The 20,867-nt window shown below is 41.2% G+C and carries 21 protein-coding genes and 5 tRNA genes; 1 reads left to right on the top strand and 25 read right to left on the bottom strand.

What is annotated here, in order from left to right; all coding sequences use genetic code 11:
* Nucleotides 1–193 (bottom strand): HypC/HybG/HupF family hydrogenase formation chaperone (locus tag Q7U95_RS01815; protein ID WP_308751565.1); only part of this gene is annotated, 193 nt, incomplete at its 3' end.
* Between the two features lie 12 nt (nt 194–205).
* Complete coding sequence (gene hypF, locus Q7U95_RS01810) at nt 206–2,521, bottom strand: carbamoyltransferase HypF (RefSeq protein WP_308751564.1); 2,316 nt, start codon at nt 2,519–2,521, stop codon at nt 206–208.
* Between the two features lie 123 nt (nt 2,522–2,644).
* Between hypF and Q7U95_RS01805 the strand changes: the two genes are divergently transcribed.
* Nucleotides 2,645–2,989, top strand: coding sequence for a hypothetical protein (locus tag Q7U95_RS01805; RefSeq protein WP_308751563.1), 345 nt, complete (start codon nt 2,645–2,647; stop codon nt 2,987–2,989).
* Here the strand turns inward: Q7U95_RS01805 and Q7U95_RS01800 are convergent.
* From Q7U95_RS01800 to Q7U95_RS01690, 23 genes are all read right to left on the bottom strand, one after another.
* Entirely contained in the window at nt 2,986–3,261 is a 276-nt protein-coding gene (locus tag Q7U95_RS01800) for a hypothetical protein (protein WP_308751562.1), read from the bottom strand. The genes Q7U95_RS01805 and Q7U95_RS01800 overlap by 4 nt on opposite strands.
* Nucleotides 3,209–4,114, bottom strand: coding sequence for a universal stress protein (locus Q7U95_RS01795; RefSeq protein ID WP_308751561.1), 906 nt, complete (start codon nt 4,112–4,114; stop codon nt 3,209–3,211). The genes Q7U95_RS01800 and Q7U95_RS01795 overlap by 53 nt, the downstream gene beginning before the upstream one ends.
* Nucleotides 4,115–4,117: 3 nt before the next feature.
* Nucleotides 4,118–5,455: an amino acid permease gene (locus Q7U95_RS01790; RefSeq protein ID WP_308751560.1), complete on the bottom strand. Its 1,338-nt coding sequence runs from the start codon at nt 5,453–5,455 to the stop codon at nt 4,118–4,120.
* 206 nt (nt 5,456–5,661) lie between these two features.
* On the bottom strand, nt 5,662–6,513 hold the full coding sequence (locus tag Q7U95_RS01785; protein WP_308751559.1) for an ARMT1-like domain-containing protein: 852 nt from the start codon (nt 6,511–6,513) through the stop codon (nt 5,662–5,664).
* Nucleotides 6,514–6,550: 37 nt separating this feature from the next.
* Complete coding sequence (locus Q7U95_RS01780; RefSeq protein ID WP_308751558.1) at nt 6,551–7,480, bottom strand: radical SAM protein; 930 nt, start codon at nt 7,478–7,480, stop codon at nt 6,551–6,553.
* A complete protein-coding gene (locus Q7U95_RS01775; RefSeq protein WP_308751557.1) occupies nt 7,477–7,812 on the bottom strand; it encodes a DUF5320 domain-containing protein in 336 nt (111 codons plus the stop codon). Before Q7U95_RS01775 ends, Q7U95_RS01780 begins: the two co-directional genes overlap by 4 nt.
* A 31-nt stretch (nt 7,813–7,843) precedes the next feature.
* Entirely contained in the window at nt 7,844–8,083 is a 240-nt protein-coding gene (locus Q7U95_RS01770) for a DUF5320 domain-containing protein (protein WP_308751556.1), read from the bottom strand.
* Nucleotides 8,084–8,536: a Fur family transcriptional regulator gene (locus Q7U95_RS01765; RefSeq protein WP_308751555.1), complete on the bottom strand. Its 453-nt coding sequence runs from the start codon at nt 8,534–8,536 to the stop codon at nt 8,084–8,086.
* A gap of 111 nt (nt 8,537–8,647) precedes the next feature.
* Nucleotides 8,648–9,601 carry a permease gene (locus Q7U95_RS01760; protein WP_308751554.1) on the bottom strand — a complete coding sequence of 318 codons (954 nt, stop codon included), beginning with the start codon at nt 9,599–9,601 and terminating at the stop codon, nt 8,648–8,650.
* 2 nt (nt 9,602–9,603) lie between these two features.
* Nucleotides 9,604–9,837 (bottom strand): thioredoxin family protein, encoded by a 234-nt coding sequence (locus tag Q7U95_RS01755; RefSeq protein WP_308751553.1) that lies wholly within the window; start codon nt 9,835–9,837, stop codon nt 9,604–9,606.
* Nucleotides 9,827–10,150 (bottom strand): metalloregulator ArsR/SmtB family transcription factor, encoded by a 324-nt coding sequence (locus tag Q7U95_RS01750; RefSeq protein ID WP_308751552.1) that lies wholly within the window; start codon nt 10,148–10,150, stop codon nt 9,827–9,829. The genes Q7U95_RS01755 and Q7U95_RS01750 overlap by 11 nt, the downstream gene beginning before the upstream one ends.
* 149 nt (nt 10,151–10,299) lie before the next feature.
* Nucleotides 10,300–10,375: transfer RNA gene (locus Q7U95_RS01745), tRNA-Phe, on the bottom strand.
* A gap of 89 nt (nt 10,376–10,464) precedes the next feature.
* Nucleotides 10,465–10,543, bottom strand: a tRNA-Asp gene (locus tag Q7U95_RS01740).
* 95 nt (nt 10,544–10,638) lie between these two features.
* Nucleotides 10,639–10,713, bottom strand: a tRNA-Val gene (locus Q7U95_RS01735).
* Nucleotides 10,714–10,872: 159 nt separating this feature from the next.
* Nucleotides 10,873–10,948, bottom strand: a tRNA-Glu gene (locus tag Q7U95_RS01730).
* A 60-nt stretch (nt 10,949–11,008) separates the two neighbouring features.
* Nucleotides 11,009–11,084: transfer RNA gene (locus Q7U95_RS01725), tRNA-Lys, on the bottom strand.
* Between the two features lie 321 nt (nt 11,085–11,405).
* Nucleotides 11,406–12,959 (bottom strand): bifunctional phosphoribosylaminoimidazolecarboxamide formyltransferase/IMP cyclohydrolase, encoded by a 1,554-nt coding sequence (gene purH / locus Q7U95_RS01720; protein ID WP_308751551.1) that lies wholly within the window; start codon nt 12,957–12,959, stop codon nt 11,406–11,408.
* Nucleotides 12,947–13,585: a phosphoribosylglycinamide formyltransferase gene (gene purN / locus Q7U95_RS01715; protein ID WP_308751550.1), complete on the bottom strand. Its 639-nt coding sequence runs from the start codon at nt 13,583–13,585 to the stop codon at nt 12,947–12,949. The genes purH and purN overlap by 13 nt, the downstream gene beginning before the upstream one ends.
* Complete coding sequence (gene purM, locus Q7U95_RS01710; protein WP_308751549.1) at nt 13,578–14,618, bottom strand: phosphoribosylformylglycinamidine cyclo-ligase; 1,041 nt, start codon at nt 14,616–14,618, stop codon at nt 13,578–13,580. The genes purN and purM overlap by 8 nt, the downstream gene beginning before the upstream one ends.
* Before the next feature lie 10 nt (nt 14,619–14,628).
* A complete protein-coding gene (purF, locus tag Q7U95_RS01705) occupies nt 14,629–16,086 on the bottom strand; it encodes an amidophosphoribosyltransferase (RefSeq protein WP_308751548.1) in 1,458 nt (485 codons plus the stop codon).
* Nucleotides 16,087–16,112: 26 nt separating this feature from the next.
* The gene (gene purQ / locus Q7U95_RS01700; protein WP_308751547.1) at nt 16,113–16,916 is read right to left on the bottom strand and encodes a phosphoribosylformylglycinamidine synthase I; all 804 of its coding nucleotides are present in this window, start codon (nt 16,914–16,916) and stop codon (nt 16,113–16,115) included.
* A 53-nt stretch (nt 16,917–16,969) separates the two neighbouring features.
* Nucleotides 16,970–19,936 carry a phosphoribosylformylglycinamidine synthase subunit PurL gene (gene purL, locus Q7U95_RS01695; RefSeq protein WP_308751546.1) on the bottom strand — a complete coding sequence of 989 codons (2,967 nt, stop codon included), beginning with the start codon at nt 19,934–19,936 and terminating at the stop codon, nt 16,970–16,972.
* Nucleotides 19,937–20,797 (bottom strand): phosphoribosylaminoimidazolesuccinocarboxamide synthase, encoded by an 861-nt coding sequence (locus Q7U95_RS01690; RefSeq protein ID WP_308751567.1) that lies wholly within the window; start codon nt 20,795–20,797, stop codon nt 19,937–19,939.
* Nucleotides 20,798–20,867: the final 70 nt, after the last annotated feature.

Here is a 20,867-nt window from a genome sequence, read left to right as displayed (position 1 = left end):
GTTTCATCATCTCTTTAGCACCCTCTTCGTCTATCTTATTGATAGCATAGCCGGCGTGAACGAGAACATATTCACCAATTTTAACATCGGAAACCAGTTGAAGGCCAACCTCTGTTTCAATACCTCCAATTTCCACATCAGCCATGTCTAAATCCTTCAGTCGAACAACCTTCCCGGGAACAGCCAAACACATAGAAAAAACCTCCTAAACGGAAAAATTGGCGATGACCGCCTGCCCCAAAGAGATGCCACCATCATTGCAGGGCACCTTCCTTTGAAAATATACTTTAAAACCTTTATCGCGCAACTCTCGCATAAGTTTATTACTTAAAAACAAATTTTGGAAGACCCCTCCGCTCAAAACCACCTTATTTATTCCCTTCTCTTCTCTCAACTTATTGCAAACGGCAATCACGAAAGCAGCGACGGTATTGTGAAATTTGGCAGATATTTCTGAATTTGATAGACCAATTTTTAAATCGTCGATCACTCCCATAATAATAGGTTTCGTATCTACGATTAGCGAAGATAACTGTGTTTTTCTTGAATTTTCTTCCAATTTAAAATCGTACCTCTCGTCAACATCTGCTTGCGCAACCATTTCCAATTCTATAGCCGCCTGACCTTCATAATCAACCACATCACATACGCCCACAAGAGCAGAGACCGCGTCAAAAAAGCGACCGCAGCTTGATGTCATGGGAGAATTCAGATCTTTCTCGATTTGAATCCTAATATTTTTGAGCTCGACTTCATCTAATCCCTTTAAAAAATCTATATCAAGTTCCTCAATTTTGCCCCCGAAGAAACTATATAGATATCCCAAGGCCATCCTGTAGGGCTTCTTTATGGCTCCCTCTCCACCTGGCATAGGCACATAGCGAAGATGAGCATACCTTTCAAAGCTCTTCCAGTCGGCAACTAAAAATTCCCCTCCCCAAATTGTTCCATCGGTACCATAACCCGTCCCGTCGAAAGACACCCCGATAACCTTATCCTCGATGCCATTTTCCACCATGCAGCTGACTATGTGGGCGTGGTGATGCTGAACCCCTATAAGTTTCATGCCTTCTAGAGATTTCGCAAATTTAGTTGACAAATACTCGGGGTGAAGATCATAGGCGATAATTTTTGGCTCGATTCTAAACAACCTTTTATAAAGTGCCAGGGTTTGCTCAAAATGCTCCAAAGTATCCTGGTTTTCCATATCACCGATATGCTGGCTTATGAAAGCGTGTTTGCCTTTAGTTAAACAAAATGTATTTTTAAGCTCCGGTCCACAGGCAAGTATTTCCTTTGATTCAAAGGGTAGATGTATGGGAAGGGGAGCGTATCCTCTGGCCCGCCTTATCATCACCTCTTTGCCGTCCGACACCCTCGCCACTGAATCGTCATACCTCGAATATACGTCCCTGTCGTGAAGCAAGAAGTAATCGGCAATATCGCCCAGTCTTTCCATGGCCTCATCATTTTCAAAGGCAATTGGCTCCTCGCTCAAATTCCCGCTTGTCATGACCAAAACCATATTCGATTCCTTTAAAATCAGATAATGAAGCGGCGTATAGGGAAGCATGACCCCAAGATAGTTGTTATTTGGAGCGACCAAATCGGAGATGGTTGAGCTGGGAAACATCTTTAAAAGAACTATCGGCCGTCTGTAGCTTAAAAGCAATTTCTCTTCTTTTTCATTCACAAAGCAAAATTTTTTAACTGTGTCGATATCGGACATCATAACCGCCAGCGGTTTGCCAAAGCGCCTTTTTCTTTCCCTTAACCTGGAGATCGCCTCATCGTTTTCCGCGTCGCAAGCGAGGTGAAATCCGCCCAAACCCTTGATGGCTACAATTCTTCCTTTTTTGAGCAATGTGATTGTTCCCTTAACTAGGTCATCAGAATTAATTTCTTCACTACCGACTCCTAGCTCCCGACTCCTCACTAGCGTAAGCTTGGGGCCACAATCCGCGCAAGCATTCGGCTGAGCGTGAAATCTGCGATTTGCGGGATCATCATACTCCTTTTGACAACGCTCACACATCTTGAACTTCTTCATGGTCGTCTTTTCTCTGTCATAAGGGATATCCTCAATTATGGTGAACCGTGGCCCACAGTTGGTACAATTTATAAAGGGATAGCGGTAACGTCCATCCTTTGGGTCAAATAACTCACGCAAGCAATCATCACAGATACTTATATCGGGGGAGATTAATAAAAACTTTTCATCTTCTTGCAGGCTCGACTTGATAATAAAAGACTCATAGCCAGCGGGAGGCAAAACCTCACATTCAAGACTCTCTATCAGAGCAAGCGGGGGAGGTTTTATCTCGATCTCTTTGATAAAACCGTTAACATCCTCCGTTATCCCTTCGACTTCAATTACAACACCCTTAGATGAATTTAACACCCAGCCGTTTAAAGAGAAATCGTGCGCAAGCTGGTAGATAAAAGGTCTGAAGCCAACGCCTTGAACGACACCTTTGATAAGCAACCTTGCTCTTTGAATGGTTGTAACCGGCCTTGTCATAATGGAAAATTTTAGCAGGTTCCAGTGAAAAAAACCACAAAGGATACATCGGAGATTGCCACGCTCCCGTTGACCCGCCTGCCTACGCCTATTATGCCAATATTGGCGGGCAGGTGGCTCGCAATGATGCCTCAGCAATATAACAAACTAGCAAACCCGCCATCCAACTTACGAGCCAACTATCAATCTCCTTACAAAAACAAAAACTCCCAAAATAACACCGAGAAAGAAAAACCACCCGGGAAAAGCGTACACCATTGGGGATTTAAAAACCGCAGTATAATTAAGGGTAAAAGACAAAATGACGATAAAAGCCGCCAAAGTTTCAAAAACCAAATCCAAAAGACCAAAAACGATTCTATCTCTGGAAAAAATCAAAAAGGCACCGGTAAGAAAAAGAACAGATATAAAAAGGGGAGTGATAATAGGAGTAATCCATGGAACGGGAATAATAAAGAGCAAATCTAAATCAAAGAGAATAGCTGGCCAACGCAGCAAAACCCAAAGCCAAACATAAAAAAGATGTCCCAAATTTCAAATAAGAAGAGGAAATAAGCTGCTTTACCTTTAATTTTTCCCCTCTTAATCTTCCCAATCACATCTTCACTTCTATTACCAGTTAAATCTCGATGGTTTCCAGATGGTATACCTAATCCTTTTAAACTTTTTGGTTTCATGTCTAAAATTTCAAAATATCTTCTTCCAGATGGTATATCTAATCCTTCTAAACCAACTTTCACGCTTTGATATCCCTTTTCTAACTATAATGACGGAACTTTTAGCTTTTCTGATAACCTCATCGGGCAATGAGCCAAAACCAATGCTTTTAAAAACCCAATCGCCCGAAGCGGACATGACCACAAGGTCATGTCCTTCCGTTTCGCGAACTATCTCCTCAGCTACTTTTGAACTCTTACGACTTCCCGTGTCGGTCGATACACCAGACACATTTGCAAGTTTGTTTTGGTAACCTTCAATTATTTTAACCTCTTCCTTATTGGCCCTTGGGTTTATAACCCTAAAGAAAGAAATCTCGGCACCGACAAGTTCAGCAATGCTACCCGCAATTGAAACAGTAAACTCCGCATGCGGTCCAATGGGGGTTGACACCAACACTTTATTTATCTCTTTTATTCCCTTATTATTTTTAAATGCCACAACGTCGAAAGAAGCATGCTGCATAATCCACTCTTCCACGTTTTCCAGCACCTTAACCCTTCCAAGTTTCCCCTTCCATTCAAGCACTATCAGATTACAACCTTCTTTTTCGGCCAGCTCTAATATGTCTTTCTTTGGAGAATAAGAAGAAATTAATGTGGCTTCGGCCTCAACACCAAATCCCCGGCAGTCCTCAACAATTTGGTTCAACATCTCTTCAGTCTCTCTTAATTCGTCCCCCAACATCCCCATTCGTGAAGAGAAAGAAACCGAGGGAGATAACTTCATCATTTTTACGGCCAAAATTCTCCCATTCCTTTTTTTAGCAATCGCGCACGCTATGGAGATTAAATGTTTACTATATTTTGTCCCTCTAAGCGGAAGCAAAATCTTGTAATGTCCTTCATCAACCGGGCAGTTTTTAATTTCATCCATTCTTCACAACGCCATCCTGGCTCTTAGACCCCTGGAGATATCCAAAGCCACGCTCTTATTTTCTATCCTGTCTCTACCCCACAGATAATACCAGCTCAAGCCACCAAAAATGAACAGGAGGGCCGCAATCGTTGGCATTGCTCCCATCGCCGGTATTAAACTCAAAGAGGCAATCGTTCCTATAGTCTGCACCAAGGGATAACCCGGAGACCTGAACGAGGGCTTAAACCAGAGGGGTTTGTTGACTCTCATTAATATTACCGAGACGTTGATGAGTGAAAAGAGCACCAAGTTAAAAGCGCTGGCAAGCTCCGCCAAACCGATAACATCGACAAAAAGAACCAATAAAATCATCGCCCCTGCGGTTACAAGAATAGATTTATACGGCGTATAAAATTTGCCGTGAACTTCACTCAGCCAATCCGGCATCAATCCATCTCTGCTCATTGCAAACGAATACCTCGGTGAACATAAAATTACAGCGTTCCCCGTAGAAAGGGTCGCCAAAAGACCTGCAAAGGCCAAAATCGTCATGCCGGTATTTCCCATAAAAATCTCAGCCGCCTTCACAACAGGGGTCTCCGTCCCCGCAAAAAATCCGTGGGGAGCAACGCCCGCAACCACAAACATTACCAAAACGTAAAGGAGAATAACTATAATTGTAGACAGAATAATTGCTTTGGGAATTGTTTCTCGAGGGTTCTTTATCTCTTCAGCTATTGCCGAAGCTTCTATAAGCCCGACATAAGAAACAAAAACCAGACCGGCCACCATAAAGACAGAATCCCAACCATAGGGAAGAAAAGGTTTATAATTAGAAAAATTAACTTCAAAAAAACCCCAACCGGTAAAAACAACCAATATAATCAGCAACCCGATAACCATTAGAATTTGGGTGGTTCCACTTTCTTTTGCTCCCACGACATTTATGAAAGTCAAAAAAACAATTGCCGCTATTGCCACAGGAACCACGGGTAAGTGGACAAAAAGTGCAAAATAATAAGCAAAACCAACTACGGCAAAAGAACCTTTAAAAACCAGACCTACCCAGCTCCCCCAACCCGCTACAGAACCGATAGCCGGCCCCAAACTCCGATTGATAATGTGATAGCTTCCACCGGCTTTAGGCATTCCCGACGCAAGCTCGCTTGCCGATAAAGCAGCGGTTAGAGCAATTAGTCCGGCAATAGCAAAGGAAATTATGGCACCAGACCCCGCTTTAGCTATTGCGATTCCAGGAAGAACAAAAATTCCGGCCCCTATCATCGTCCCCATACTTATGGAAACCGCTGACATAAAACCCACATTTCTTTTCAGTTTACCCGTGATTTTATTTTTCATAAGAACGCATCAACTCCAACAATGCTTTTGGACCCTTATTAATAAGCAATTAAGCTAATTAATATATTTTAACAGAAGAGCTTACGCCAATAATAACAGCTCTAAAAAAAACAAGAAAACCAGAACAAAAACTTGCCCTGATAAACTATTTTTAAGTGCTATATTTTATGCCTATTTTAAAACTTCTGACCCATTAATCCAAAGGATCATCCTCTGGATAAAACCATGTCGCCAACCTTATGATTTATATTTTTAGCGACAACGGGACACTTGACTTTAAAAAGGAAAAGGATTGGCTTCTTTTCACCAGACAACGCCTCAAAATTACCCTGGCCCTTACTTATTATCATCTGGGCATTTTCATACCTATCAATAAAATCGGGTGAGCAAAACTCAAGAACAGTGGCCGGCGCATCCGAACCGGTTGAAATCAACTCAGTTGCATTTTCATGAATTCCACACTCTTTAGCGTCATCCAATGTAGCATCGTTTATGATAGGCGCGCCCCGCGCCGCATAAACTACCCGCTTATTCATACTCTCAATAACCTCAATCAAAAGCCGGTCAAATACAACCTCGCCGGCATTATCGCCAAGATAAAGTATTTCTTCAGAATCTTCAATGAAATCACAAAATTCAGAATAGTCGAGCGTAGCAAATTCTTTATGAAAAGCTTCTTCAACTTCTTTTTCAACATCAAAAGAATTTCCAACCCCAAAATCTATGATGTTTCCCGCAATTGCCATCCTTATTGAAGTAAGGAGAGGATCGTCCGATTTTAAAACTCTTTCTCTTAATTGAGGGTAAAGCCCCAGAGCCATCTGATTATATTTACGTTTAACTTCCTTATAAGGATCGGGATTTCCCGTTAAATCGCGAACTATTTTATGTACCCGCCGCGAAATTGAAGGAGGTGATTCATCGAGACAAATATTTGAAAACTCTTTAGCAACCTCTTGCAAAATTTCCTTATGAAGAGCTTCATCATCGGAAACCATCCTGGAAGCTTCCAGCGCCTGCCTAAAAAAGCACGAAATGCAGTCTAAACACGTTTTCAATTAAATTCTCCTTTAATAAAATTTTTAAGTTACTTTTTTAACCCTTAGAATAATAATATATTTTTCCGTCTTTAGTAATGCTTTTTAATTTGCCTTTTTTATTTAGCATTTCAATATACTTAATCAATTCCAACCTATTAACCCCTAAAACTTTTGAAATATCTCCAATCGTGCAAGGCCTTCGTCTGAGAAGAGCTAAAACTTCTTCTTCTCTAACATCTTTTGTAAACAATCTCTCGGACATACCCTTAAAATCAGCTATAATCTCACAATTATTCCCGATAATTTCTCTTGCGATTTCTAATTCCGCATAGTTAAGAGGATAAACTTCTCCTCGACCCGATGGTCGAACAACTGTGTTCAACTGAACTTTATTGGGTTTTATCAATTCTACAGCTTCTTTAATTCTCTCAAGCTCCTTTTCGCCATCGTTTATCCCTCGGCAAAGAAGAACCTCCAGCCAAACTTCGCCCTTAAATTCTCTGATAAAAGAGCACAACCCTTCGATAATATCCCTTATTTTAAGAGATGGACAAGGCACATTTACCGCTTGAAAAATCGAAGATGTAATCGCGTCTAAAGAAGGGAGCACAACATCGGCCTCCATTAAATCTTCTCGCACATCTTTGTTGAAGAAAATGGATCCGTTTGTGAGCACGGCAACCGGAATGGAAGTTAGGTTTTTAGCCCCTCTTATCATCTTTCCTATCTCGCTATTTAATGTGGGTTCCCCGCTCCCGGAAAAAGCAATATAATCAATTTGTCCCTTAAATTCAGACGAATAAAGAGCTAATTCTTCTAAAACATCTTGAGAAGAAACATATGCTTTCCGCTCAACCGTCTTTAAAGTAGTTTTGCCAAGCTGACAATAAATACAATCATAACTGCAAATTTTGAAGGGAATTATATCAACACCGAGCGAGAACCCTAATCTTCTGGAAGGAACAGGGCCGTAAACATAGTTCATTCGGCACTTTCCTTGATTTCATTTAGACGTTTTTCTATCACATCCAAACGCTCTTTTAACAAACTCGCCTCTTCTTTAAGAAGTTCTTTTTCTGTTCCCGGCTCTTGAGAAACTGCTCCCGCTCCTTGACCCCGGCCGGGACTGTAGCCAAAACGCGCCCAACCCGGTTGGCCTGTTGCGTAATACATGTTTCTATATCCCCTGCCTCCCGGCGCAAAACCTCCGCGGGGTCTGCTTGGATAATCTGCTCCGTAAGACGGTGAGCAATTTCCTCGTCTTCCGCCCGTCATAGGCCCTTCGCCTCTTGGCCCTGTTCCATTGAATCCTGGCATAAAAATCGCCTCCTTTAATTATTAAATAAGTTTAAAACCGTCTTCCACAACCACCTCGGCGTCCAAAACCTCCGCCTCGACGAAAACCGAGACCTAAACGAGGCCTTGCGTATGAATACGGTCTTGGCGCGCCAAGCAACGAAGACATCGGCCTAACGGGATAAGCACCCCCTGAGGCAGCATAGCTTTCATACGGTAGCGCGCAATATCCTCTTGCTCCGCCCGTCATTGGCCCTTCACCCCTTGGTCCCGTTCCATTGAATCCAGACATTTATTTCACCTCCTTTTGGCAATCCTTGCACAAACCATAAAAATCCAATTGATGAGCGTCTATCTTAAAACCATGTTTTTGACTCAATTCCTTCTCTATTTTTTTAACAAGGCCGGTTTCCTCGGTTAAAAAATCATCGTAATTAATTATCCGACCACAATTTCTACATATGAGATGGTGGTGATGCCCTTTTTTGCCAGAGGCAAGCTCATACCTGGCTCTGCCATCACCAAAATCGAACTTACAAACCAAACCCATCTGCACCAGAAGGTCTAATGTCCTATAAACGGTTGCAATACCTATCCCTCTCTGTATTTTTCTCACTTCAAAAAAAACATCTTCGGCAGTTAGATGACCACGCTTTTTACTTAAAACGTCTAAAATAGCACTCCTTGAAGCGGTTATTCTATGACCACGTTCTTTAAAGTTTCCTCTCCATCTCGGACCTGGCATCTCTTGTCTCCTTTATTGATAATGATTCTCATTATTATTTAACCCGAAAAAGAGTCTTGTGTCAAATAAGAGGGTTAAAGAAATTTTTAGGTTTTATAAACATATCGGAGTTTAAATCAACATATTAAAGAGATAACCGGTAAAAATAATGGCGATTGTGACGATGCCAAAAAATGTCGCGAGCAACGGCTTCTTCAAGACTTTGCGCAAAATTATCATCTCAGGAAGACTTAAAGCAGTTACCGCCATCATGAAAGCAAGCGCTGTGCCCATAGGGACCCCTTTCTCTATGAGGGCCACCACAATCGGAATGGTCCCGGCAGCATTTGAGTAGAGCGGGACACCGATTAAAACCGCAGCCGGCACAGTGAATGGATTTGATTTTGACGCAATACGCACCAGCAAATCCTCCGGCGCGTAACCGTGAATAAAAGCGCCTACGCCTACTCCGAGCACAATATAAGGAAGGATTTTCTTAACCAATCCAAATGTGTAAATCCAAGCATCCTTAGAGCGCTTTTTAAAAGTAAGTTTTGCGGCCCGGCTTACGCTTTTACCTACTTTAATTTGATATACAAAATCCTCAACCCAATCCTCGAGACCAAGCTTACCGATAACAACGCCTCCAAATATGGCGATAAGTAAACCCGAGACAATGTATATAAGGGCAATCTTTAAGCCAAAGTAATTCCATAAGAGTCCGAGAGCAATCTCGTTAATTACCGGCGAAGCAATAAGAAAAGAAAATGTTGCTCCAAGAGGTATCCCTGACTCAACAAATCCTATAAAAAGGGGTACCGCTGAGCATGAACAAAACGGGGTCACTATCCCAAAGAGAGCCGCAAGCACATTCCCAACATACTTATTTTTACCGGCAAGCATCTCCTTGATTTTTTCGGGTGGCAAAAACGAGCGAATTATATTAACACTAAATATGATTACGAAAAGTAAGAAAATAATTTTCACAACATCGTAGATGAAAAAATTTACCGCTCCGCCAAAAAGTGAGCTTTTATCTAATCCCAACAAATCATAAATTAACCAATTAACTGCATTCTGCCACATAATTATACCTTTAAAAGATTCATAATTTCATTAACGCTAGGTATCCGGCCACTTACTTTAACTTCCCCGTCAACCACAAGCGCGGGGACCGAAAGAATACCATAGCTCATTATCTCGACAATATCGGTTACCTTCTCAACCTCTGCATCAATTCCAAGTTTTGTAATCGCCTCGACGGTATTTGCCTCAAGTTTTTTACAGTTTAAACAGCCCGTTCCCAATAATTTAATCTCCACTTTTCCCTCCCAAAATATTCTTTTGACAAAGCTCCATTAAATAACGGATTTTTTTATTGTTTAAACGATAATGAATCCATCTACCTTCACGCCTGGCAATTACAAAATCCGCTTCACGTAAGATTTTTAAATGATGTGATGTGAGATTCTGGGGAAGATTAAGAACCTCGTTAATTTTACACACGCAATGTTCTCCGTGTTTTAGGAAACACAAAATTTTCAATCGATTTTCATCGGAAATGATTTTCAAATACTCCGCCAGTTCCTTTAATTTTTTTGTTTTAATCCCACAACCAACTTGCAAGTCTTCCATAACACCTCATATCAATTACTATTGTATCAACACACATTGATATAATAGTAAAATTTATCTCTTTTGTCAATATTTTTCTAAGGGAATTTTCAGAACGATGTGTCCAATGACAGATATTCAAAAATATATATTCCGAGCTGGAGAAACGGTGGTGGCGGGACGCGGAATCGAACCGCGGACACGAGGATTTTCAGTCCTCTGCTCTACCGACTGAGCTATCCCGCCGTAAAAGATACCTGGCCACATAGCAACATAGTGACATTGAACTATAAAAAACTATGTTAGCAAGTTACTATGTATCTATGTAACTAATGTGGCGGGAGCGACGGGATTTGAACCCGCGATCTCTGGCTTGACAGGCCAGTGTGTTAAACCAGGCTACACCACGCCCCCAAAACTTTGGTTAATAGTGAAAATAGTTGATAGTTCATAAACAAAAACTCTTAAATGCTCTTTTACCATAAACCACTAACCATAAACTGCCTTTTTGGTGGGCGATGCAGGATTTGAACCTGCGACCCCCTGCTTGTAAGGCAGGTGCTCTCCCGCTGAGCCAATCGCCCCATTAATCTATAGTTTATTAGTTCAAAGTCAAGAGTGAAAGCTTTTTTATTATTATAAAACCTTATTTTAATTTTACTATCGACTCCGTACACCCGACTATTCAAATTGGTGCCCCACCAGGAGGAATGCCTGGCGTCACCCATTTCAATTCCCTAAATTGGTGCCCCCAGGGGAATTCGAATCCCCGCCGCAGCCTTGAAAGGGCTGTGTCCTAGGCCCCTAGACGATGGGGGCATGCTCGATACTTAGCTACTAACATAGCAATATGGTTACTTAATTCCATATCACTAAAAATGGTGAGCCGTGAAGGACTCGAACCTTCGACACCCGGATTAAAAGTCCGGTGCTCTACCAACTGAGCTAACGGCCCAAATTCAACTACCCGACAACTTTAACACTACCGTAAATGAAGTGCTCTATCCCTCGGTCTTTGACCTACGGGACCCCGGAGGCCTTACCAGGCCAAGGGGCCAACTGAGCTAATGGCCCATCTAGTTGTTAGTTATTAATCATTAGTCAAAATCTAAAAAATTACAGCCAATAGTTAAAAGCAATTGCTACTAAAATAAAAAAACACCAACCATAAACTACCTATTACCTACTGCTTTTATTTTACACAGCAGAGAACAGGGTATCAACCTTAACTTATGCTGTCAAGAAATTTTTGCAGTTGAAGATAACTTGCTAAAAATTAATGACGGAAATGTCTTTTGCCTGTAAAGATCATCGCAATACCATGCTCATTGGCAGCAGCAACAACCTCTTCGTCACGCATTGAGCCACCCGGCTGAATAATTGCTTTAATTCCAACTTTGGCCAGAGCATCTATAGAGTCTCTAAAAGGAAAGAAAGCATCCGACGCAACCACTGCATCCTTGCAGGCCTTGACCCCTCCCGCTTTCTTTATAGCCAGTTCCGAAGAGTCCACTCTGCTCATTTGACCGGCGCCCACCCCAACAGCTTTTAAGTCTTTAGCTATCAAAATTGCATTAGATTTTATGTGCTTAGCAACCCTCCAGGCAAATAAAAGGTCTTCCCACTCTTTCTCTGTTGGTTTGGTTTCGGTTACAACTTTCATATCCTTTCTATCATCGTGCCCCGTGTCCATATCCTGGAGCAGAATACCGCCATCCACACGTTTAATGTCCATTGCGGGAGTAAGTTTTTCTCTTTCTTCTCCCATATGCATTAGGCGGATATTTTTCTTCTTCGTAAGTATCTCCAACGCTTCCTCTAAAAAAGCCGGGGCGATTACCGCTTCAACAAAAGTGGATGCAATCTTTTCCGCTACTGATACATCAACTACTCTATTTAAAGCTACCACACTGCCAAAAGCAGAAACCGAGTCAACAGCATGGGCTTTTTCGTAAGCAGTAGCAATATCGTCCGCAAGAGCCACCCCGCAAGGATTGGTGTGTTTAACAACAACCGCCGCCGGTACAGTAAATTCACAGCAGAGCGACCAAGCCGCGTCAAGATCAATAATATTATTAAATGAAAGGTCTTTTCCATGAAGTTTATTCGCAAAAACCAAAGAATGTTTTGGGGGGTTAAGCTCACGATAATAAGCCGCTCTTTGGTGAGGATTCTCTCCATAGCGTAAATCTTGAATTTTTTCAAACTTTAAATTCAATAAAGATGGAAAATCTTCTTTATCACAAAGATATTGACTAATTATTGTGTCATATTCTGCTGTCAATCTAAAAACTTCTTTTGCCAATTCCAATCTTGTTTTCCTCGATGTACATCCATTATTTTTTTTCATCTCCGAAATAATTTCATCATATCTTTCCGGGTTAGCCACAACCGCAACACCCTCAAAATTCTTTGCCGCCGAGCGCAACATTGAGGGCCCACCTATATCAATCTGCTCAACGGCCTCAGCCATGGTTACTCCTTTTTTTGCTATTGTTTCAGCAAATGGATAGAGATTTACTACCACCATATCAATGGGGCTTATCCCCTCTTTTTCTATCTGCTCCATGTGCTCCTTTTTATCTCTTATCGCCAAAAGGCCGGCGTGAATAGCAGGGTGGAGCGTTTTTACACGGCCGTCTAACATTTCCGGAAACTTTGTCACCTCGGAAATTCCCATAACCTCTACCCCGGCATTTCTTAAAACCTTTGCCGTGCCACCAGTTGAAATAATTTCAGCGCCAAAACTCTTTAAACCTTTCACAAAATCCACTATGCCCTCTTTATTAGAGACACTTACCAGTACGCGCTTTACTTTTATCTCCTCCATCGATTCTCCCCTTTCTCTAATATTCTCACTTTTCTTCCTTCTATCTTAAGTCTCCCTTCAGCAAAAAGTTTAATAGACGCAGGATAAATCTTATACTCAGCTTGATGAATCCGATTGTGAAGAGTTTCAACTGTATCATTCTCCATAACAGGAACAGCTTCTTGTAATATTATAGGCCCCGTATCCAGGCCTTCATCAACAAAATGCACTGTTACCCCAGACACTTTAACGCCGTAATCAAGTGCATCCTTAACACTGTGCGTGCCGGGAAAAGAAGGAAGCAACGCTGGATGAATATTCATTATCCTTCCCCTGAAGGCCCGCACAAATTCCGGTCCCACTAACAGCATATACCCTGCCAAAACCACTAAATCAACTTGATTTTCCTTTAAAATAAATACAAGCTCTTTATCATAATCCTGTCTTGATTTAAAGTTTTTTTTATCAATAAAAACCGTTTTTATATTATGTTTCCGCGCACGCTCCAAAGCATAAGCATCAGAAACATTGCTTATAACCACAACCACGTCCGCGAGGATATCCCCTGATTCACACGCATCGATAATTGCTTGAAGATTGGTCCCACTGCCCGAGGCCAAAATGCCCAACCTGATTCTTTTAGACATAGGCCACTTCCCTTCTACCCAAAACAACTTCGCCTATTTTAAAAACTCTCTCTCCTTCTTTGCTCAACAACTCTTCCACCGAATCCACTTCTTTAGGAGAGACTGTCACCGCCATACCTATCCCCATATTAAAAGTCTTAAACATTTCTTCCTTATCAATGTCCGCCTCTTTTTGTATAAGCTTAAATATAGGGGGGATGCTCCAAGAAGATAAGTCAATTTTCGCGTCACAACCTTCGGGTAAAACTCTGGGAATATTTTCGGTAATTCCACCACCGGTGATATGAGCTATACCTTTAATACTAAACAACTTAGTAATTTTTAAAATTGAAGAGGCATAGATTTTAGTTGGCTTAAGAAGTTCTTCTCCCAAAGCACAATCGAGCCCGGGAACACTTTCTTCTAACGAATAATTTCCTTTTTCGAGAAAGAGCTTTCTGACTAACGAATATCCATTACTGTGAAGCCCGGACGAAGCAAGGCCAAGAATTATATCCCCTTCTTTGATTTTAGAACCATCAATAATTTTGCTTTTTTCAACAACCCCTACACAAAAACCAGCCAAATCGTAATCATTGGGAGGCATAACTCCGGGATGCTCGGCTGTTTCCCCTCCTAAAAGAGCACAACCAGCCATCCTACAACCAGAAGCTACTCCAGCAACAATCCGAGCAACCTTCTCCGGAATAAGTTTGCCTATGGCAATATAATCTAAAAAGAAAAGTGGCTCCGCCCCCGATACAACAATATCGTCAACACACATAGCAACCAAATCTATACCAACGGTATCATGCTTATCCATTATTTGAGCAATCTTTAATTTGGTTCCCACCCCGTCTGTCCCGGAAACTAAAACAGGCTCTTTATATTTGTCTTTATCAAAACTAAAAAGCCCACCGAAGCCTCCTATTTCAGTGAGCACCTCAGGACGAAATGTGGATTTTACCTCTTTCTTCATGAGCTCAACCGCTTTCGCTCCCGCCTCGATATCCACACCGGCCTGTTTGTAACCAAATTTTTCCGATTTTTCCATAACCCCAACCTTATTTATATTTTACCGGAGTCTCTAACATTTGCTTGTTTAATTTATACTCTTCAGGAATTTCAATTGGATAGATCCCGTCAAAACAAGCTGTACAAAATAAGTCCCGCGGTTTTCCGGTAGAACTAACCAGTCCTTCCAAGCTTAAATAACCAAGGGTATCTGCACCAACAAAATCCTTAATTTCATCTACACTCTTAGAGAAAGCAACCAACTCATTTCTTTTAGCTGTATCTATTCCATAAAAACATGGCCACTCAATGGGAGGCGAGCTTATCCTCATATGGATTTCTTTTGCCCCCGCATCCCTTAACATGCTTACAATCTGCTTACTCGTAGTTCCCCTTACAATAGAATCATCCACAACAACCAGGCGCTTGCCCTTTATAATTTCTTTAAGAGGGTTAAGCTTCATTTTGACACCAATTTGCCTGCTACTTTGAGCCGGTTGGATAAAAGTTCTTCCCACATAGCGATTCTTTATCATCCCTTCTCCAAAAGGAATTCCTGAACTTTGAGCGTAACCCACCGCCGCTGAGATTCCTGAGTCCGGAACAGGAATAACGAGATCGGCCTCGGCCGGGCACTCTTTTGCCAATTTTTTTCCCATCTCATTACGAGCATTATGAAGAAGTTTTCCATAAAGTAAGCTATCTGGCCTCGCAAAATATACAAACTCAAAAATACATAGAGAAGGATGTGTTTTAGAAATAATTTTTTCCGAATGAAGACCTTCTTCATCTATTACGACTATTTCTCCCGGCTCAATATCCCTTAAAAATTCAGCCCCGACAATATCGAAACCACATGTTTCAGAAGATATAACGTAATTTCCCTCAAGTTTTCCTAATGAAAGCGGCCTAATTCCATAAGGATCCCTAAACCCTATCAATTTATCCTCAGTGACAACGGTTACGGAGTACCCTCCTTTAAGCAACTCCATAGTTTTCTTAATGCCATCTTCTATGCTCTCCTTAGAAAAATTAGCAATCAATCCTGCAATGATTTCGCTATCACTCGTTGACCTAAATTTGTTACCGTTTGAAGTAAGCATCTTTCTTAGTTCTCTCGAATTAACAAGATTGCCATTATGAGCTAAGGCAAGTGTCCCATCATGATATGTTTTATGAATGGGTTGGGCGTTTTCCCAACGGTTAGAGCCCGTTGTTGAATACCTGGTATGTCCTATGGCAATTTTACCTGTGAGAGTAGATAAAATTTGTTCATTGAAAACTTGGGGAACCAGTCCCATATCTTTAAAAACCAGCACATTGGTGCCATCAGAGACAGCAATGCCCGCACTCTCTTGGCCTCTGTGCTGTAAAGCATACAATCCAAAATAAGTGAGTCTGGCCACATCTGTTTCAGGCGCGTAAATTCCAAAAACTCCGCAAGCTTCCTCAAAACGGTCGGGGGTAAAACAATCAAATTTACATCCACCAGAACATTTTTTATCCAATCCTCTTTTTCACATCCTCTTTTTTATCATAAAGATGAAAGGTTTTCTCGAGCATATCCAACAGCGTTTATAAAAAACTTCAAACCCGAACCACTTTCGAGTACATTTTCCCGCGTCCAGCCGGGGTGATGTGTTTTTCGAATAAAATCTTCGGGATGCGGCATCATCCCAAATACCCTGCCCGTCTCATCGCAAATGCCGGCAATATTATTAACGGAGCCATTGGGATTAAAAGGATAGCCCGCAAAACTGCCCTCCGTATCTACATATTGAACAACAACTTGCTTATTTAAAGATATCTTTTTTAAAACTTCTTTGTCTTCAACGACAAACTTGCCTTCTCCATGACATACCGGCACGTAGAGAAGTTCATTAATCCCTTTGGTAAAAATACAATTTGAATTTGAATTAACTTTCAAATGCACCCAACGATCCTCAAACTTACCTGAATCATTGAAAGTAAGCGTCGTCAACTGGGTTTTGTAATCATCATTAAATCCTGGGAGAAGCCCAAGTTTAACCATCACTTGGAACCCGTTACATACACCAAAAATTAACTTCCTGTCAGATATAAACTCAAGTATCTGATCAAGCACTTTATATTTTAATTTATTTGCTAAAACTTTCCCAGAAGCAATATCATCACCAAAAGAAAAACCGCCGGGAAGCATTAAAATTTGATATTCTTTTAGTATTTTTTCACGGGAAGCAAGGGTGTTAACGTGCACCCTTTCAACCTGGGCACCCGCTTTTTCAAAAGCATGTTTCGCATCATAATCCCTATTTATCCCCGCTGCTAAAAGCACGCATACTTTAGGTTTATTCACCATTCAGTTCCCACGCTCCATCCGCCATATTCCATACTCTATTCGCCATTTACTAACTACCAACGAAGCGGCTTTTGCCAAACTTCTTTTAAATCATAAATGTTAACATTTATAACAAATTTTTTATCTTTTCCGATAACTTTAAAATTATCATCCGCCCTCACCTTGCCAATTTGAGCAAAGACGTTTCCTTTTAATATTCGTTCAAAATCAGCTTTCTTGTTAGGCGAAACCGTTACAATAAACCGACTATTCGTTTCCGAAAACAAAATTTCATCGTCTCTCAAAGAATTTTCCGTTGGAACGTCTGTTAAATTTAAGTCCATCCCCAAACCACCGGCAAAAGCAGTTTCGGCCGCCGCAACGGCAAGACCCCCCTCGGAGCAATCATGACAAGAGGAAATCATTCCTTCCATAATCGCCTTATTAAGTGATTCATAAAGCTTTTTTGCAACCTCAGCATTCAGAACAGGAACGGAATTTCCAACCAAATTCTTCGTCATCAGGTAATGAGAACCACCTAGTTCATTTCGAGTTACCCCTAAAATATATACCAAATCTCCTTCTCGTTTAGCATCCATTGTAACAGCCTTTTCTGTATCTTCGGTTACCCCCATAGCTGATATAAGTAAAGTTGGCGGTATCGAGATAGTCTTATCTCCCACCTGATATTCGTTATGAAAACTATCCTTACCCGATATAAAGGGTACCCCTAACCCAACCGCCGCATAATAACAACCTTGAGCAGCTCTTACAAGTTGAGCTAATTTAAAATCGCCGTCTGGATTCTCATCAGATAAAATTGGGTTTCCCCAGCAAAAATTATCAAGAATTGCAATATGGCTCGGATTTGCCCCAACCGCAACGCAGTTTCTTATGGCTTCATCTATAACAGAGGCAGCCATCCAGTAAGTATCAACTTCACCAAACTTTGGATTTATTCCGTTTGATACAACAACTCCCTCTTTTTTATCGGGCAAAAGTTTTAGGACAGCGGCATCAGAGGGACCGTCTTCAGCTTTTCCAACAAGGGGTTTAACAACACTAGTTCCTTGAACTTCGTGGTCATACTGACGAATCACCCATTCTTTACTGCAAACATTAAGCGAAGAAAGAATCCTCTTTAAATCCGGCGCTAAGTCATTGGGTTGAGAAAAATTTGGGAAGGAAAAATTGGGCTGCTTCCAAATTGCCTTAAGTTTTAGCTGAAAAAGCCCTTCATGCACAAAAGCCATATTAAGATAGAGAACCGTTTTCCCTTTGTATTTTACGTGAATCTTTCCATTGGGCTGAAACTCGCCGATTACGGTCGCTTCCACATCCCATTTTTTACAAATCTCCATAAAATCATCAATTTTATCGGGAGGAACTGCAAGCGTCATCCTTTCCTGCGACTCCGAAACCCATATCTCCCATGGATCTAAGCCGGGATATTTCGTAGGAGTTTTCTCTAAATCAACAACGCACCCGTTACAAAACTCAGCCATTTCTCCAACTGAAGAAGAAAGCCCACCGGCTCCATTGTCAGTAATTGCATTATATAACCCCGCGTCGCGGGCCTCGAGCAACGCGTCCATCATCTTCTTCTGAACAATGGGAGCCCCAATCTGAACAGCTGTGGGGGAAGTTGTTTCTTCTAATTTAGTCGAAGAAAAAGTGGCTCCATGAATGCCATCTTTCCCTATCCTTCCGCCAACCATGATGATTAAATCACCCGGCTTAACGATTTTAACATGGCTTTCATTACCTAAAATCTTCTTTGGCATTATGCCACCAGTTCCACAATAGACAAGCGGATTATATACATAAGCTTCATCGAAGATAATTGTTCCATTTACCGTGGGAATACCTATTTTATTCCCTCCGTGTTCAACCCCTTTTCTTACTCCTTTAAAAATACGCTTTGGGTGTAAAACTTTTGAAGGTAATTTCTCATAAGGAAAATCCGGTGGCCCAAAACAAAAGATATCGGTATTGAAGATTAAGCTTGCTCCCAAACCAGTCCCCATCGGGTCCCTATTCACCCCAACAATTCCGGTAAGCGCCCCTCCGTATGGGTCAAGAGCCGAAGGATGATTATGAGTCTCAACCTTAAAAACCAAATTGTAATCTTCGTTGAAGCTGATAACCCCCGCATTATCCGCAAAGACAGAAACCAGCCAATCTTTATCTATCTCTTCAGTTGCTCGCTTAATATATGTTTTAAAAAGACTGTCGATTTTCTCTCTTTTACCATCTTCTTCATAATCTATAAAGGCATTAAATATCTTATGTTTACAGTGTTCGGACCATGTTTGAGCAAGCATTTCCAATTCAACATCGGTTGGTTTATCCCTAAGGCCAACCCGCTTGCGCTCCTCTAAAATTTTTGAATCCTTAAAATAATCGCGGATTTGACGCATTTCGTCCAAACTAAGTGAAAGAACTCCTTCCGCGCTTATCTTCATGAGCTCGTCGTCATCAACATCGAGGTTTACCTCAGCAATAAATGACTCTCGAGACTTGATATCCATAAAATACTTTTTATTTTCCTTTTTTCTGTCTCTCCAGTTTCCCTCGCTCCAAATGGAATAATGCTCAATGATAGGGTTGGCAAGAAGACCGGTAGCTATACGCTCGGCTTCTTTATCAGTAATATCCCCTTCTATCAGATAAAGCCGTGAGGTGTGAACAACAGATTCATCTTCTTTAAACTCCACATTTAAAAGATCTTCTATCCCCTCAACAGTAGTTCTTCCCACATTATCGGTTACGCCCGGTTTGTAACCAACCTCAATTATCTTGGAGAAATTTTTAGCAATGGTACCATTAGAAGAGGAAAACTGAGTGATGGGATCGGTTAAGAGCTCGCTTGCAATCTTGTTAACTTGCTCCTGATTTAAATTTGCCTTTATCGTATAAACATCAACAGTTTTTACCGAATTAACAGATATGTGTAAGTCTTCAATAATTGATTTCTTAACTGACCCTCCCAAAGCATCGACCACTCCGGGCTTAAAGCCAACCTCTACTCTCCAAATCATCTACTTTTTAAATTCCTTTCCAGCTATCCGTTCATACGCTTCTATATATTTTTTACTCGTTTCTTCAATAACTTCAGGGGATAAATGAGGAGGGGGAGGCTCGTGGTCCCAACCTATCTCGTCCAAATAGTCCCTTACAAACTGTTTATCAAAACTTTTTTGTGGCCCCCCGGGCTGGTAGCCATCAATCGCCCAGAATCGCGAAGAATCGGGTGTGAATATTTCATCAACGATTATGGTTTTGCCTTGAAATCTTCCAAATTCAAACTTTGTATCGGCGATTATTATCCCTTTGGATTCAGCCTCAGCCGCGGCAAATTCATAGAGTTTAATACTTAAATCCCGAAGTTCTTCTGCAACATCAGCCCCAAGAACTTTAACTGCTTCCTCAAATGAGATATTTTCATCGTGACCAGATTCTTCCTTTGTGGTCGGGGTAAATATCGGCCTGGGAAGTTTATCGGACTCTTTTAAACCTTTTGGGAGTTCAATCCCACAAACTCTGCCATTTTTTTTATACTCGCGCCAGCCCGACCCGGAAAGATAGCCCCTAACAATACATTCAACAGAATACACATCGGCCTTTTTTACAAGCATACTTCTTCCTTTAAGATAATCAGCTTGATCTTTTAATTCATCAGGAAAATCTCTGATATCTGAGGAGATGAGGTGATTTTTTACAATGTGTTTGGTTCGTTCAAACCAGTAAAGAGAAAGAGCTGTTAAGACCTTACCTTTATAGGGTATATCATCAGGCAAGATAGAATCGTATGCCGATATTCTATCCGTTGCGACAACAACCAATCGGTTACCAAAATCGTATATGTCCCTAACTTTTCCTTGTTTAGTGGGTTTAAGCAGCGTAATTTCACACCCCGAACAAAAGATTACTTACTGATTGAATAGTAACAAAAAATGACTCTCGTGAAAA

Origin of the sequence: Candidatus Oleimmundimicrobium sp., from assembly GCF_030651595.1 — a bacterium.
Taxonomy (GTDB): domain Bacteria; phylum Actinomycetota; class Aquicultoria; order UBA3085; family Oleimmundimicrobiaceae; genus JAUSCH01.
Note: the sequence above shows the minus strand (reverse complement) of the source record. Positions and strands in the feature narration are given on the sequence as shown.